This window comes from Candidatus Albibeggiatoa sp. nov. BB20, assembly GCA_016744725.1.
GTDB lineage: Bacteria > Pseudomonadota > Gammaproteobacteria > Beggiatoales > Beggiatoaceae > Albibeggiatoa.
Genome location: JADGDW010000063.1, coordinates 2,998 through 17,401 on the forward strand (window position 1 = coordinate 2,998; position 14,404 = coordinate 17,401).

At 37.0% G+C, this 14,404-nt stretch carries 19 protein-coding genes; 8 read left to right on the plus strand and 11 right to left on the minus strand.

Annotation, left to right across the window (positions count from 1 at the left end):
- The 6 genes from ABXH34_RS08905 to ABXH34_RS08930 all read left to right on the plus strand — a co-directional run.
- Window positions 1-913, plus strand: a 913-nt coding sequence (locus tag ABXH34_RS08905; protein WP_353571522.1) for a DHHA1 domain-containing protein, incomplete at its 5' end; no start/stop codon positions are given.
- Between the two features lie 61 nt (window positions 914-974).
- Window positions 975-1,232 carry a hypothetical protein gene (locus ABXH34_RS08910; RefSeq protein WP_353571523.1) on the plus strand — a complete coding sequence of 86 codons (258 nt, stop codon included), beginning with the start codon at window positions 975-977 and terminating at the stop codon, window positions 1,230-1,232.
- On the plus strand, window positions 1,229-1,645 hold the full coding sequence (locus ABXH34_RS08915; RefSeq protein ID WP_353571524.1) for a type II toxin-antitoxin system VapC family toxin: 417 nt from the start codon (window positions 1,229-1,231) through the stop codon (window positions 1,643-1,645). Before ABXH34_RS08910 ends, ABXH34_RS08915 begins: the two co-directional genes overlap by 4 nt.
- Window positions 1,646-1,791: 146 nt before the next feature.
- A complete protein-coding gene (locus tag ABXH34_RS08920; protein WP_353571525.1) occupies window positions 1,792-2,010 on the plus strand; it encodes a hypothetical protein in 219 nt (72 codons plus the stop codon).
- Between the two features lie 72 nt (window positions 2,011-2,082).
- Window positions 2,083-3,171, plus strand: coding sequence for a hypothetical protein (locus ABXH34_RS08925; protein ID WP_353571526.1), 1,089 nt, complete (start codon window positions 2,083-2,085; stop codon window positions 3,169-3,171).
- Entirely contained in the window at window positions 3,152-3,571 is a 420-nt protein-coding gene (locus ABXH34_RS08930; RefSeq protein WP_353571527.1) for a DUF5677 domain-containing protein, read from the plus strand. The genes ABXH34_RS08925 and ABXH34_RS08930 overlap by 20 nt, the downstream gene beginning before the upstream one ends.
- A 290-nt stretch (window positions 3,572-3,861) precedes the next feature.
- Here the strand turns inward: ABXH34_RS08930 and ABXH34_RS08935 are convergent, their stop codons facing one another.
- Window positions 3,862-4,482, minus strand: coding sequence for a hypothetical protein (locus ABXH34_RS08935; protein WP_353571528.1), 621 nt, complete (start codon window positions 4,480-4,482; stop codon window positions 3,862-3,864).
- Window positions 4,483-4,694: 212 nt separating this feature from the next.
- Between ABXH34_RS08935 and ABXH34_RS08940 the strand changes: the two genes are divergently transcribed.
- The gene (locus ABXH34_RS08940; protein ID WP_353571529.1) at window positions 4,695-6,059 is read left to right on the plus strand and encodes a TolC family outer membrane protein; all 1,365 of its coding nucleotides are present in this window, start codon (window positions 4,695-4,697) and stop codon (window positions 6,057-6,059) included.
- Between the two features lie 287 nt (window positions 6,060-6,346).
- Here ABXH34_RS08940 and ABXH34_RS08945 read toward each other — a convergent pair whose 3' ends face one another.
- From ABXH34_RS08945 to mutM, 9 genes are all read right to left on the minus strand, one after another.
- Window positions 6,347-7,108, minus strand: coding sequence for a heme ABC transporter permease (locus tag ABXH34_RS08945; RefSeq protein WP_353571530.1), 762 nt, complete (start codon window positions 7,106-7,108; stop codon window positions 6,347-6,349).
- A gap of 13 nt (window positions 7,109-7,121) precedes the next feature.
- Entirely contained in the window at window positions 7,122-7,787 is a 666-nt protein-coding gene (gene ccmB, locus ABXH34_RS08950; RefSeq protein ID WP_353571531.1) for a heme exporter protein CcmB, read from the minus strand.
- 33 nt (window positions 7,788-7,820) lie between these two features.
- Entirely contained in the window at window positions 7,821-7,985 is a 165-nt protein-coding gene (locus tag ABXH34_RS18740; protein ID WP_502710404.1) for an Rpn/YhgA-type helix-turn-helix domain-containing protein, read from the minus strand.
- Between the two features lie 232 nt (window positions 7,986-8,217).
- The gene (locus tag ABXH34_RS08955; RefSeq protein WP_353571532.1) at window positions 8,218-8,436 is read right to left on the minus strand and encodes a hypothetical protein; all 219 of its coding nucleotides are present in this window, start codon (window positions 8,434-8,436) and stop codon (window positions 8,218-8,220) included.
- A 379-nt stretch (window positions 8,437-8,815) separates the two neighbouring features.
- Window positions 8,816-9,154, minus strand: coding sequence for a hypothetical protein (locus ABXH34_RS08960; protein WP_353571533.1), 339 nt, complete (start codon window positions 9,152-9,154; stop codon window positions 8,816-8,818).
- A gap of 142 nt (window positions 9,155-9,296) precedes the next feature.
- Window positions 9,297-9,731: a bactofilin family protein gene (locus ABXH34_RS08965; protein WP_353571534.1), complete on the minus strand. Its 435-nt coding sequence runs from the start codon at window positions 9,729-9,731 to the stop codon at window positions 9,297-9,299.
- A gap of 136 nt (window positions 9,732-9,867) precedes the next feature.
- On the minus strand, window positions 9,868-11,070 hold the full coding sequence (dapC, locus tag ABXH34_RS08970) for a succinyldiaminopimelate transaminase (RefSeq protein WP_353571535.1): 1,203 nt from the start codon (window positions 11,068-11,070) through the stop codon (window positions 9,868-9,870).
- A 102-nt stretch (window positions 11,071-11,172) separates the two neighbouring features.
- Window positions 11,173-12,033 carry a carboxylating nicotinate-nucleotide diphosphorylase gene (gene nadC / locus ABXH34_RS08975; RefSeq protein WP_353571536.1) on the minus strand — a complete coding sequence of 287 codons (861 nt, stop codon included), beginning with the start codon at window positions 12,031-12,033 and terminating at the stop codon, window positions 11,173-11,175.
- A gap of 92 nt (window positions 12,034-12,125) precedes the next feature.
- On the minus strand, window positions 12,126-12,944 hold the full coding sequence (mutM, locus tag ABXH34_RS08980; protein WP_353571537.1) for a bifunctional DNA-formamidopyrimidine glycosylase/DNA-(apurinic or apyrimidinic site) lyase: 819 nt from the start codon (window positions 12,942-12,944) through the stop codon (window positions 12,126-12,128).
- Window positions 12,945-13,087: 143 nt separating this feature from the next.
- Between mutM and ABXH34_RS08985 the strand changes: the two genes are divergently transcribed.
- Window positions 13,088-13,597 carry a hypothetical protein gene (locus ABXH34_RS08985; protein WP_353571538.1) on the plus strand — a complete coding sequence of 170 codons (510 nt, stop codon included), beginning with the start codon at window positions 13,088-13,090 and terminating at the stop codon, window positions 13,595-13,597.
- Between the two features lie 177 nt (window positions 13,598-13,774).
- Here the strand turns inward: ABXH34_RS08985 and ABXH34_RS08990 are convergent.
- The coding region (locus ABXH34_RS08990) for a phosphoribulokinase (RefSeq protein WP_353571539.1) at window positions 13,775-14,404 on the minus strand (630 nt) is incomplete at its 5' end.

The following is a 14,404-nucleotide window of genomic DNA, read 5'->3' on the forward strand; positions in this document are numbered from 1 at the left end:
ACGTGGAGTTCTCGGCGATCATGTAAAACAAAAAGGTTCACTCGTTGATCCCGAACGTTTACGTTTTGACTTTGTACATTTTGAACCGATGACAGCAGAACAAATTGCTCAAGTTGAACAGATTGTCAATCAACACATCTTATTCAATAGCACCGTATCAACCCAATTAATGGATTTAGATCAAGCGATGGAAAGTGGCGCAATGGCGTTATTTGGCGAGAAATATGATAAGAAAGTTCGTGTGTTATCAATGGGACAAGACAATTTTTCCGTTGAATTATGTGGTGGCACACATGTGCGAAATACGGGCGATATTGGTTTATGCAAAGTGACAGCGGAAACGGGGATTGCAGCAGGCGTGCGTCGGATTGAAGCAGTGACAGGGCAGAAGGCTTTGGAATGGGTCAGTACGGCAGAACAGACTTTACAATCGGTGTCGGGTTTACTCAAAACCTCGCCCAGCCAATTGGAAGAACGGGTGCAACAATTATTAGAACACAATCGCAATACCGAGAAAGAATTAGAACGCTTAAAAGCCAAACTCGCCAGCAGCCAAGGTGATGATTTAGGTAGTCAAGCAGTGGATGTCGCTGGTATTAAAGTGCTTGCTGCCAATGTAGAAGGCATTGAAGTGAAACAATTACGCGATACGCTCGACCAATTGAAAAACAAACTCGGCACGGCTGCGATTGTATTAACCACGGTCAAAGGTGAAAAGATTTCGATTGTGGCAGGTGTGACTAAAGATGCGACTGATAGAGTCAAAGCAGGTGAATTAGTCAATCACGTAGCCAAACAGGTCGGCGGTAAAGGCGGCGGTCGCCCTGATATGGCGCAAGCTGGCGGTAATGATCCAAGTCAGTTAGATGCTGCATTGAAAAGTGTTGTTGATTGGGTGAAAGGGAAGGTTTAGCAGTTGGTTTGACGCATCTCTGCGTTTGCGGGGGTGTGTTACTAAATTAAGGAGTTGAGCAATGAGTACTAACATGACTGCTTATGATATTTATCGAGAATTAAATAGTCTACCAGAGAAAAAACTCGCTGAAATTTGGCAGTTTGTTGAGTTTATTAAATACCAAACGGCTGAAAAAAAGCAAATACCATCAAATCTCGAATTTTCTCATCATTTAACAGCATTACGCCAGAAAATTGAAGCAGAAAATATCAATATTGATATGGATGTTTTTGAAAATGACAGAACCATAGATGAAAATAGAGAAATCATTTTATGAATCCTGTGTATTTGCTTGATACAAATATTGTTTCTGAACCCCTTAAACAGAGTGCAAATGAAAAAGTGATTGAAAAGCTATTCTTACATGAAGGATTATGTGTTACTGCTGCTATGGTGATTTATGAGATATATCGTGGCTATCATAAAACAAGTAGTTTAAAAAAGCGTTTGCTTATTCAAGAGCATATAGAAAGTGTTATAGCACATATTCCTATTTTGTCTTATGACCAGAATGCAGCTATCTGGCACGCTGAACAGCAAGTAAAACTATCTGCTCAAGGGAAAACACCTGCACTGATTGATAGTCAAATAGCAGCAATAGCAAAAACGAATAATTTAATTTTAGTAACAAGAAATGTGAAAGATTTTCAATATTTTGAAGATTTAAAAATTGATAATTGGTTTGATTAGATAGAAGCGAAGTTCATTATGAGAGATGACCTATTCCGCCTATCCGAAGAAGCCTCCCTTGGAGTCTTATCAGCAGATGGGAACTTTGTATTTATTCTAGCAGTTAAGAAATAAAACTCAAGAATTTGTAAAATAGGAGAGTTGATATGTTTCAAGCAATAGAGGCTGAAGTTGATACACAAGGCAATGTAAAGTTATTGGAATCTATTCAGCTAAAGGAATCTAAAAAAGCTCTAGTTGTTATTTTAAGCTCATTAGAAGATATAAACACGACTGCTTTATTAAGTGAGTCGGTACTTGCACAAGATTGGAATCGTGAAGAAGAGGATGAAGCATGGGCAAAATTTCAGCAAATAATTTTTTGAGAATGAAAAGTTAAAATTTGTTAAAATCTCACATAAAAATAATGAAAAATCATTTCGTATGAGGGAATTGTTATGCCAATAAGCAAAAATAATCGTAAGAAGAAAAAAACTAATAATAATAGAAACAGAACTCCATTGAATAAGCATAAACTTGAAGGAAAAACACTTTCTCCACCCTTATCTAGTTTAATAAATGACGAAAAAACAGTGCTTTCATCTTGGGCTTATGAGCGTTTACCTGATATGTTATGGGCAGCAATTATTCGGGTAACTAATGATCAAGATTCTGCTATTGAAGAGTTTAAAAGAATACTAATGTTTATTGGTTCTCATAAAAATAAGGATAAACTTTATGATATAACTTTAACAGGAATCGCAAAATTAGATGAAAAGCTTAGAGACGAGCTAATTAATTATATTGTTCAAAATCAATCAACTGCTTCTGCTTTATCCGTTCTATTATTATTTGATTCACTTCCAGCACATGACACATGGAAAAAATACTTATCCTCATATATTCCTGATATTAATATCCTAATGGCTGCTGTCGGAGCTAGCTATCACCATCAATCCCAAGAAACAACTGACTGCAAATGGTTTCGCCTCATGGCTCCTATAATTTGTGAGCAATCTCATTTTCCAAAAAATAAGCAGGAACTAAGACAAAAACTTATTGACTACCCTTGTGAAGGAAGCGAAGAAGATATTAGACCAATGATTAGAGCTATGGAAGGTGGATTGAGCATGAACCCATTTATAGACGAAAAAGAAACAGATTGGTCAAAATCATTTTGGACTGAAGGCTGGTTGCATACTCCTTGTTTGTCCTTAACTGACGATACAAAAGTAAACATTGATCCTGTTCAAGTTCAAATAACTAGAAGCCAAGTGACAAAGGTTATAGAAAATCTGCAAATACACTGGGAAAATACACACACTACAACAGCTATAGATGCTAAACATGATGCTGTATTTGGAATTTCTTTCTATGTACTTCGTGTTTTAGATGAACTTTTAGGTATTGGGATTGGCTCAGGTATATTAGGTAGGCTGGGCTTACGAACAATTTTAGAAACTTACATAAATTTTCATTACTTACTTTCAAAGGATGATGCAGAACTTTGGAAAAAATGGCGGGTCTATGGTTGCTGGTCAAGCTAAATTGAACTCTCTGCGATTTGATATAGATATGGAGTCACCAAAATATATTAATTCTCAACTTCTTGAAGATATTGCAAATGAAGATTTGTGGGAAGAATTCTTATCAATTGAGATTGGTCATTGGTGCAATAAAGATTTAAGAAAACTCAGTTTACAATCAGACTTAAAAGAGCTGTATGATAGCTACTATTCTTGGACATCAGGTTATACTCACGGAGCTTGGGGAGCTGTAAGAGAATCATGCTATGAGACATGTGGAAACCCTTTGCATAGATTTCATCGTTATCCCAAGTATAATCAACTTTATGACACAGTATATGATTCAGCACAACTTGTAAACTTGATATTAGATGATCTAGATAGAGCCTATCCTGAATTTAAACCTAGATTTTTATCTTAAACTAAACGTAGCAGGTAACGAAATAGAATTTAATAAACCCAGCAAAATCAAAAATGAAATTCATTCAAAGCCATCTAAATAAGTTTTAGCTTTATTAGCATAATTTAGACTCGGCACTGAAAAGTGTTTTGGATTGGGTGAAAGGGAAGGTTTAAATAATAGGGAGTGTAAAATTTATTTTGCTTGGGCAAAACAAGTTTTGCACTCCTACTTTAAGTTATGGAGAATCAATAGGTTTCATTAATTTTCCAAAAATTGGCGAAGGTATTAAAGAATAATCCATCGAATATTTATTTTGTCGTAACCTTAAAATTTCGCACTTCCAAAGGAATACCCAAATAAGATATAAAACCGATAGAGCCTTTTTGAGCAAAGGCATGCTTGGTTAAATTGGCTCTAATCAACTCCACACCGCTGGCTGAAGCCACTAATTCAGTTTTGCTTAACTCGACTTTGACTTGTTCCCAACTGTCCGCTGGCAAAATGTAGCGCGATTTAGCAAAAAAAGCATGCTTCTTACCGATACTTACCCCTGTACGAATATTGGCATCAGCACGACAACCAATGGTGAAATATAAAATGTCATCTTGCAGATTTTCAGAAAAACCAAGCATCAACAATGAACCATAGGTTTTATCATCTTTCTTTTTATACCAAGTGTGTAAATTAACTTCCGCCTCTACAATCACTTTCTCTTGCTTAGTCAAATCATAGGCGGCATTTTGCGTCCATAATTTTCCTTTACCTTTAATTTCTAAGTGGCCATCAGCATTTATTTGAAATGTGCGACAAATATTACATTTCATTGCAGGAGAAAAATCAGGAAATGGAACATATTCATCGACCAAAATTGGCGCAGCTGCTAAATGAATCGAAAACAATAAACCACAAAAAAATGTGAGCCAACGCATAAGCTTATCCTTTTAAATATGAGAATCATCAATATTACTGTACTATAGAAAAATTCATTTGAATAGCAATCAAATTATACTGAAATATAGTGATTATGTTGTGAATGCTATACTGGCAACCCTTGAGTCATTGCAAAAGCAACCCAACATTGGCTAACAAGTATTAAAAGCCTACACTTGACTGACTCCCCCTCTGCCTAAAGGAGAACTTTATGCCGCGTTTACTCTTATTGTGTGCCTTATTTATAAGCCCATCACTTTATGCTGAAACTTTATTAGAACTATATGAACAAGCGATTCAAAATGACCCTCAATTAAAAATTGCAGAATCTGAAATACTTGCAAATCGTCAATTAAAACCTCAGGCTCAAGCAGCACTTGCACCACAATTAAGCTTAGGTGGTAGTGTTTCGGAAAGTATCAGCATGTCAGATTGGCTCACAGGTGATAATACTGAGTCGACTAATGCTAACTACAATTTATCATTGAGCTATGCGTTATATCGCCGTAATTTAAATATTGCGATCGAACAAACTGATAGTGTGGTGGCGCAAACTGAAGCCGCGTACGAAAGTTCAAAACAAGAACTGATGGTGCGCTTGGCCAATGCCTTTTTTAATATTTTGGCTGCACAGGATAATGTGAATTTTGCGCGTAGCACTAAAGAGGCTTTTTATCGTCAGTTAGACCAAGCCCAAAAACGTTTTGAAGTGGGTTTAATCGCGATTACGGATGTGCAAGAGTCTCAAGCAGGTTATGATTTAGCGGTAGCAGATGAAATTCTAGCGTTGAATCAAGTAGATAATGCAATAGAAGCTTTACGTGAAATTACAGGAAATTATCATAATTTAACTCAGACTTTGGACGAAGATATGAATTTAGTGTCCCCGGACCCTGAGGATATTGATGAATGGACAAGCATTGCTTTAGAAAATAATCCACAAGTGCTGGCTGCAAAACAGTCAATTACAACGTCGATGAAAGAAATTAAAAAGCAACGAGCTGCACATTTGCCAACAGTTGATTTAGTGGCTCAGCATAGTTATCGTGATCGTTTGCGCGGTGATAATGATTTATTGGGTACAGCAACGGGAACTGATAATAGTATTGGGATTCAAGTGGGTTATTTGTTATTTGAAGGCGGTGGCATTCGAGCTCGGGTTCGTGAAGCGCAACAGCGTCATACTCAAACATTAGATCAATTGACTCAAGTACAGCGCACCGTACAGCGTCAAACCCGTAATGCTTATTTGAATGTATTGTCTAGCATCAGTCGTATTAGTGCTTCAAAACAAGCGTTGACTTCAACTGAAACTGCGCTGGAAGCGGTTCAAATTGGTTATGAAGTAGGCACACGGACTTCCGTTGATGTATTGAATGCTCGGCGTGATTTATTACAAGCACAACGTGATTATGCCAGTTCACGTTACGCTTATGTTTTGAATACCTTGAACTTGAAACAGGCTGCGGGATTGATTGCATTAGAAGATTTTGAAAAAATTAATCAATGGTTGCTTGATGCTGAAGCGGAAATTGTTGAAGTTGATGCAGAACAAAATGAGGAAAGTGAAGAATAGTATTTTTTTGATTATAGACAGGCGTATTTTTGACAAGCATCAATACGCCTGATTTCTACAAAACACAAGACATGATAACTTGCTCCAACATGCCAATACTGAGTATTTTTTAATTTCTCTAATTCTAGTCAAAGACTGAAAAAGCCCATGTAGGGTGTATAAGCGCAGCGTCATACACAAAATAATGCCCATAATTTAAAACTGAACACTGGGTATTTTTATATAAAAAGCCCCATCTACGTGTGCACATAAATGAGGCTTCTTTTATCTAAATGCATGGAAATCCACTAGCCTTTTTGGCTAATTAATTCTTTCACCCATGTTGAATTTCGTTCACGGTTTAAGACTTCGCAACGTGCACGCTTCAAAACCACCGCAGCATAGAAGAATTTAAAGGCAAATGCCATCAAAATCAATGGGATTAGCATTTGTATATCAATAGCGACTTTACCTTTCATGATGTCAATCGTCGCACCTTGATGCAAACTGTTCCACCATGTAACGGAATAATGAATGATTGGGATATTCACCACACCGACTAAAGTCAATACTGAGGTTGCTTGAGCAGCTTTGCGTTTATCTTCGATTGCAGAATTTAAAGCGATAATACCTAAGTATAAGAAAAATAAAATCAATTCAGAAGTGAGTCGTGCATCCCAAGCCCACCAAGTACCCCACATTGGTTTACCCCAGATTGAGCCTGTGACTAATGCTAAAAATGTAAATGCCGCGCCAATCAGTGCAGAACTTGAGCCAATGATTTCTGCTAATTTTAATCGCCATACCATACTAACCACAGCCATTGTCGCCATGACCATGTATACAAATAATGACATCCAAGCGGCGGGTACATGAATAAACATAATTCGATAGCTATCACCTTGTTGATAATCTGGTGGTGCAACGAATAATCCATAATACAAACCTGCAACCATCAGAACCATACAGATCGTAGTAAAGAACGGAATAAAATAATTAGTGTAACCATAAAAATGACGAGGTGAAGCCATTTGATGGTAAAACGTCCACAGAAATTTAAGTATATTCATTGTATTATCTCGATTAACTCAGACTAATCCGTAATGCAGCAGAGGTCGCAAAAGGGGATAAAGTTAACGCTAAGGTTAACAAAGCTCCTAAAAAGTAAAGCTGTCCAACAATAGGTAAACCTTCTACTGCAACGTTAACGGCATTAGCCGCAAAAATCAATACAGGAATATAAAGTGGCAAGACTAATAATGAAACCAATACGCCACCACGTTTTAAACCCACGGTGAGTGCGACACCGATTGCACCAACCAAACTGAGTACGGGCGTGCCTAATGCTAGTGTCCAAATGAGTGCCCACATGGCTTGATTGGGTAAAAACATCAGCGTTGCAAGTAATGGAGAAAGTAATATAAGAGGTAAACCTGTGACTAACCAATGAGCCAGCACTTTGGCTAAAATGGCAACGGGCAAAGGTTGAGGACTCAGTGCAATTTGTTCTAGTGAGCCATCTTCAAAATCCGAACGAAATAAACCGTCTAGTGATAACATTGAGGCCAGCAAGGCTGCAACCCAAATTACCCCCGGTGCAATAATTTGTAAGTCTTTGGATTCTGGAGAAATACCTAGAGGAAATAAGCTCACCACAATAATAAAAAATAATAAGGGGTTTGCAAGTTCAGAACGGTGACGATAGGAAAGTAATAAGTCACGTCTAAGAATTGTTAAAAAACTGGTCATAAAGTAGGGCTTTGGCGTATTTTCAAATATCGCTTAGTGTACCAAGCAATGTTTTAACTGTTCAACTTGTTCAACAGGAAGTTGGGTAATTTTTGCAGTCAAAGAAATACTCATGCCATCAAGTAGCATTGTTTTTGCTATTTCTAATTTGCTTTCTAATTGCTTCTGAAAGATTAGATTGAAGCTTAGGCTTTTTATCTATTGGTAAATCTAAAAGCATAATGTATTTTCTCTATATATGAGGTACTGTTTTTTAGTCCATTAAAATTTTCCTGACTGGCTCAATTTGTTTGAAGAATTTAAAACAAATTTGTCTCACAGCTCAAAAAAACTTTTATACCCTCAAATAATTTTGGTAGTTTCTATTTAGTTCGACCTTTAAACTTTCCCCTCCCCTGAAAATTAAAAGCTTATTTTTTTATTTATAGAATTAATGAGTTAAATTTTTTCTTATCTCTTCAACTTGCTCGATAGATAAACGAGCTATTTTTGCAGTTAAAGCGACACTCATGCCATCAAGTAGCATCGATTGGACGGTTTCTTGCTTATCTCTTAACTGACTTGTAAGCTTTCCTTCTTCTGAAGAGCTAGCTAAGTAGTTAGATTTAAAATGCTGGGCTAGGTTTATTACCCTCATTTCTGATAACATTTTTATTTCCTCATAATTATACAGTTTATTAAATTAATTCCAGTCTACTTCACCCCTATTTTCTATAGATAAATATTAATCAATATAGTGAAGAGAGTAAAGTCGTTATCTGCATAATTTACAATTGTAGCAGCTCTCAAAAAGTTTGTATCAGTAAATTCTTATAATCCCGCACTTTTTCAATAGATAACATGGTTTTAATATTAGCAAACACAACCATTCTTTAGATTATAGCCGTTGTTTCCATTATTTTGACATATTTAAGCCATATTCTATATTTAGTCTAATAACTCAAATAACAGCTATAACTTAGAACATATTGTAATAATTCAATATTATTTTTAAAGGAGAGTCATAAAAATGTGCAATAATTTATTTATTACTCAGAGCGACAATCTTTATTTGGACAAGGTTGATCTGGAGTAGAAGCCAGCACCAAGTATTTATCTTGTATTATTAAAGATTGCTCATCTAAAATAATCGTCTCAGCATCATCAAAATCAATGACTTCAAATTCCTGCTCTTCTAATTCATCTTCTTCAACGATACTGGTTATAGGTGTAGCAATAGCATCAATCATTGTTGTTGCTTGACTCGTTGTGGGTGTCGCAATGGCATCTGCTAATTTTTCCGCAGCCGATTTAGGGCGCACTAAATCACCTTTTTGGCCACAATTCAGTAATGACAACAGACATAGACTATAAAGTAATATTCTCATATTGGTCTCTAAATAAAACAAAAGCCTCGTCTAAGTGCAATGAGGCTTTTGTAAAATTATTGACAACTATTTGATTCTCAAAAACACATTAACATTGAAAAAATCAATAAAATTGACTTGTTATATTATTTGGGCAAAAGGCTCAGCTTTCAGTTTCTTGTTTTTTCTCATTCTCTTTTGCATCATGTTCCAATGGTAACGGCGGTTTACCTGTATTATCACCAGAGTGAATTAAGCTGCCGTTAACCTCAGCACCCATCGCCATCTCAATTACGTTATAGTACACATTACCAAAAATTCGTGCACTAACTGCTAATTCAACATTTTCAGCAACATAGACGTTACCAATCACTTTGCCATTTAAAATTACATTCGGTACGCGCACTTCACCTTCAATAACACCTTGCTCACTTAAGGTTAAAACTGACCCACTATCTTCAGCGGCAACAATATTACCTTTGACTTTACCATCAATATGCAAGCCACCTGTAAACTGAACATCACCAGTAATTACAGTATCTTTACCTATTAATGAGTCAATTTGAGTGACTTTCTTTTTGCGGCGATTTCCCCACATTGATGTGTTGCTCCCTAGAAAATGAAATACGTAGCGTTTACTGATTGTACTGTCAGTCAATATTTTTCGCTATTGTAACAATAAACTAGCCCTAAATGTACTAATGGTTTCCATTTCTTTCAGCAACTTGAAAATCTTATAAACCTTCTACAATATGCCGTATTCGTTGCGCTGCTTCTATACATTGTGCCAAATTAGGAACTAAGGCAATACGTATTCGATTTTGACCGGGGTTAATACCTTGTGATTCGCGTGACAAAAATTGACCGGGTAACACGGTAATATGTTGTTGATTAAATAATTGTTGGGCAAATTCAACATCATCAATCGGTGTTCGTTGCCATAAATAAAAGCTTGCAGGTGGTATTGATACATTAAGCACAGGGGATAAAATTTCACTCACAGCTTTGAATTTTTCTCGATATAAACACCGATTTTCCTGTACATGGTCTTCGTCTTGCCATGCAACGGTACTGGCAGCTTGAGTGACTAACGACATTGCACAACCATGATAAGTACGATAAAGCAAAAATGCTTTCAAAATATCCGCATCGCCTGCCACGAAGCCAGAACGCAGCCCCGGTGCATTGGAACGTTTGGACAAGCTATGGAATACCACACAACGTTGATAATCATTGCGTCCCATGCTGGCACAGGCTTGTAACAAGCCAACAGGTGGTTGATTTTCATCTGCATACAATTCGGAATAACATTCATCCGCCGCGATAATAAAATCATATTCATCCGCTAATTGAATCAGCTTTTGTAAACGTTCTAAGCCCAACACTGTGCCACTGGGATTATTTGGCGAACACACATACAGCAATTGACAATCAGACCACACTTGTGCGGGAACGGCATCAAAATCAGGTAAAAAGTCACTGGATTCTAAGCTATTTAAAAAATAAGGTTTTGCACCACCCAACAATGCAGCTCCTTCATAAATTTGATAAAACGGATTCGGCATCACCACGGTAGGATTAGGTTTTTCACGATCGATCACCGTTTGGGCAAAAGCAAATAAAGCCTCGCGTGTGCCATTGACAGGGATTACCTGCGCATTAGGATCAAGACTGTCCGCAGTCAGTTGAAAGCGTTGGATGAGCCAGTTGCTGATAGATTGGCGTAATTCTAAACTGCCTTGTGTGGTTGGATATTTGGGTAATTGACTGATGGTTGCTTGTTGTAATGCCTGTACGATAAAGTCGGGCGTGGGGTGTTTTGGTTCGCCTATCGAGATGTTGATATGTTCTAATTCGGTTGGAGGTTGGCTGTCAGCTTTAAGTTTGGCTAATTTTTGAAACGGATAAGGTTGTAATTGCTGTAAATTAGGATTCATTATTATTGTCCGTTGGTATTTTCATAGACGCGAGAACGCTAGCGATTTTAATACTTTTCATCGAAAAAGCCTTGAACTCCAGAGAGCACAAAGCCTTTATTATTATGCGTTTTCAGCGATGTGAGAAATCCGCATTGATAAGTCAATCGCTTTAATATCCTTGGTAATCGCGCCCACTGATACAAAGTCCACACCCGTCTCGGCAATCGCTTGAATTGTATTTAAATTGATGCCGCCTGAGGCTTCTAGTTTTGCACGTCCATCAACGAGTTGCACGGCTTCTCGCAACATATCTAAATCAAAATTATCTAATAACAAACGGTCAGCCCCTGCATTGAGTGCTTGTTGCACTTCGTCGATGTCTTCCACTTCGATTTGTACAGGTAAATTGGCGACTTGTTTTGCTCTGGCCACCGCTTTCTGAATTGAGCCAGCTGCCATAATATGATTTTCTTTGATTAAAAACGCATCGAATAAACCAATACGGTGATTGCTACCGCCGCCACAAGTAACAGCATATTTTTGCGCAGTGCGTAAATGAGGAATGGTTTTGCGGGTATCTAACACAGCGGTTTTTGTATGTTTGACTTGTTGCACATAACGCTGAGTTTGGGTTGCAGTTGCCGACAATAATTGCAGGAAATTCAATGCAGCGCGTTCGCCTGTTAACAGCACTCTTGCGTTGCCTTCTAACTCGCATAATGTTTGATTGACTATGACTTCTTCACCATCTTCGACAAACCAGTTAATTTTTATATTTTGATCTAATTGTTTAAATGTTTCATCAAACCATGCAATACCACAAATCGTCATGTCTTCGCGGGTAATTACTTGGGCTGTGGCTTGTTGATGTTCTGGTATCAGTTGCGCGGTAATATCACCTGTGCCAATGTCTTCTTCTAAAGCATATTGGACAGTTTCAATTATATTGATTGGGAGTTGAGCTATGGCTTTATTTTTCATGAATTATTATAGTCATCTTGGTCAAAATATCGGTAGACGTAAACATAATCTATAACAACCCTTGATGTAAATAGTGTGAGGTGAAATTTTTGCTAAATAGGCTGACAGGCAGGGCAAAAATAGCTGGCACGTTGCCCAATCACGATTTTCTCGATTTGGGCTTGACCACAACTGCATGGTTTACCCGCTTTGCCATACACATGTAATATTTGCTGGAAATAGCCAGCTTGTCCGTCTGTATTGGTAAAATCACGTAGGGTTGTACCGCCTTGTTGAATCGCGGTTGTAAGTACTTGTTTTATGTGTTTTACCAGTTGTTCGTATTGTTCTAAGCTGACTTTTTGGGCGGGTATGGTTGGATGAATATTGGCTAAAAATAAGGCTTCGTTTGCGTAAATATTGCCCACCCCAACCACAATGTGACTGTCCATAATAAAGTTTTTTACCGCCACTCGTTTAGCCCGTGATTTTTGGTATAGATATTCACCTGTTAAATCAGCTTCTAGTGGTTCAACACCCAGCACGGCAATTAGTTTGTGTTGTTCAATGGGTTGATCTGTCCACAGTAAGCAGCCAAAACGGCGCGGGTCATGATAGCGTAAGCATAGATTATCTTGGAAAATAAGATCAATATGTTCATGCTTTTTAATTGGTGTGTCGGCGGGTAGCACGCGGAAACTGCCTGACATGCCTAAGTGGCTGATTAAATGGCCATGTGGGAATTCAAACAATAAATATTTTCCACGGCGTTGAATGGTTTTGATGCTTTGTTGTGACAGGGTTTCGGGCAAATGTTCAGGTACAGGCCAACGCAATCGAGTTTGTCGGATAATGACTTTAGATACGGTTTTGGATTGTAAATTATGGAGAATACCACGTTTGGTGGTTTCGACTTCGGGTAATTCAGGCATGGGAAGATTTACAAAGATATTTTATAAAAATGAGATGTTAGCATGATTTAAATCATTACTTGTTTGTTTAGATTTAAAGAATCATAATTTTCCAATCTATATTTGTAGATAGTTGGTAAAAAATTCATTAAAAGTATTCTAAAATGGATAATCAATTTCTGTTCATATTTCTTTCTATTTTTGTATTCATTCCTGCTATTTTACTCTGTATAAAAAATGATAAAGTACTAAATATAATTGGCTTTTTTGGTATACCCACGGCATTTACTATTGTTGCCATATTAAATCTAAACTCAAATTTTATCACTTGGAAATATTATATTGGCAGATTTTTATCGTCACTATTCTTTTTGGTTTTTGTAGTATTTTTGGCTACGTTAGTAGCGTATATCAATATACCTGGATTCATCGTCAAAATAAAATTATCAAGATATTCAGATATGGAATTAGAAAACGCTATTTCTATTGATAATTGGATGGAACTTAAATATATCCTGAGAGAATTAATCATAAGAGGTAAAGATTTAGAACCTTATAAAAATGTGATTTCTGAAATAGCAAGTTCAGATAATAAAATGATAAAAAATCATGCTGAACAGTGTATTAAAATCTTTTTTGTTAGGGGCAATGGTTCGGATACTTTTTATAACTAATTGCTTTTAAATTCTAGGCCAACATGAAAAATATTTTTCTTTTCAAATGGGTTCTATAGGCATGAATATCTGTTTTTCTTGGTTTTTTCTCGTTGGAAAAAAGAGAGCATTCAATAAATTTACATAATTAAAAAGGGCACTCAAAGTACCCTTAAAACAGGTTTATCTTAAAAATCCCTAGCTTTCACGTAATGCTTGGCGGCGTTTTTCCATCATTTTATGAATGATAGGCGCAAAAATAAGCTGCATTGCAAATCCCATTTTTCCACCGGGTACAACTAAGGTATTTGGGCGCGCCACAAAAGAATCATGAATCATCGATAACAAATAAGAATAATCCTGATTACGATATTTATTAAACCGAATCACCACTAAACTTTCATCTGCAGTTGGAATATCACGAGAAATAAAGGGATTCGACGTGTCAACCAATGGCACACGTTGAAAATTAATATGGGTTTTAGAGAACTGTGGCGTAATGTAATTCACATAATCTGGCATCCGACGAAGAATAGTATGAGTGACCGCTTCCGCAGAATAACCACGCTCATTGGTATCACGACTGATTTTCTGAATCCACTCAAGATTGACGCTTGGTACAACGCCTATTAACAAATCGACCCATTGATGTACATTAGCGGTTTCAGTTTGGATCGCACCATGTAAACCTTCATAAAATAATAAGTCAGAATCTTCATCAATATCTTCCCAAGGCGTGAAAGTACCTGGTTCTTGACCATAAGGGTCTGCCTCATCTTCATTGTGAAGGTAATAACGTTTTTGGCCTGCACCTGTTTGGCTATATTG

Coding starts and splice junctions, on each gene's coding strand:
- ABXH34_RS08960 (WP_353571533.1), bottom strand. CDS start 9,154: ATGAGAATATTACTTTATAGTCTATGTCTGTTGTCATTACTGAATTGT.
- ABXH34_RS08940 (WP_353571529.1), top strand. CDS start 4,695: ATGCCGCGTTTACTCTTATTGTGTGCCTTATTTATAAGCCCATCACTT.
- ccmB (WP_353571531.1), bottom strand. CDS start 7,787: ATGACCAGTTTTTTAACAATTCTTAGACGTGACTTATTACTTTCCTAT.
- ABXH34_RS08910 (WP_353571523.1), top strand. CDS start 975: ATGAGTACTAACATGACTGCTTATGATATTTATCGAGAATTAAATAGT.
- ABXH34_RS08915 (WP_353571524.1), top strand. CDS start 1,229: ATGAATCCTGTGTATTTGCTTGATACAAATATTGTTTCTGAACCCCTT.
- ABXH34_RS08985 (WP_353571538.1), top strand. CDS start 13,088: ATGGATAATCAATTTCTGTTCATATTTCTTTCTATTTTTGTATTCATT.
- ABXH34_RS08925 (WP_353571526.1), top strand. CDS start 2,083: ATGCCAATAAGCAAAAATAATCGTAAGAAGAAAAAAACTAATAATAAT.
- ABXH34_RS08965 (WP_353571534.1), bottom strand. CDS start 9,731: ATGTGGGGAAATCGCCGCAAAAAGAAAGTCACTCAAATTGACTCATTA.
- ABXH34_RS08920 (WP_353571525.1), top strand. CDS start 1,792: ATGTTTCAAGCAATAGAGGCTGAAGTTGATACACAAGGCAATGTAAAG.
- ABXH34_RS08935 (WP_353571528.1), bottom strand. CDS start 4,482: ATGCGTTGGCTCACATTTTTTTGTGGTTTATTGTTTTCGATTCATTTA.
- ABXH34_RS08930 (WP_353571527.1), top strand. CDS start 3,152: ATGGTTGCTGGTCAAGCTAAATTGAACTCTCTGCGATTTGATATAGAT.
- ABXH34_RS08945 (WP_353571530.1), bottom strand. CDS start 7,108: ATGAATATACTTAAATTTCTGTGGACGTTTTACCATCAAATGGCTTCA.
- dapC (WP_353571535.1), bottom strand. CDS start 11,070: ATGAATCCTAATTTACAGCAATTACAACCTTATCCGTTTCAAAAATTA.
- ABXH34_RS08955 (WP_353571532.1), bottom strand. CDS start 8,436: ATGTTATCAGAAATGAGGGTAATAAACCTAGCCCAGCATTTTAAATCT.
- nadC (WP_353571536.1), bottom strand. CDS start 12,033: ATGAAAAATAAAGCCATAGCTCAACTCCCAATCAATATAATTGAAACT.
- mutM (WP_353571537.1), bottom strand. CDS start 12,944: ATGCCTGAATTACCCGAAGTCGAAACCACCAAACGTGGTATTCTCCAT.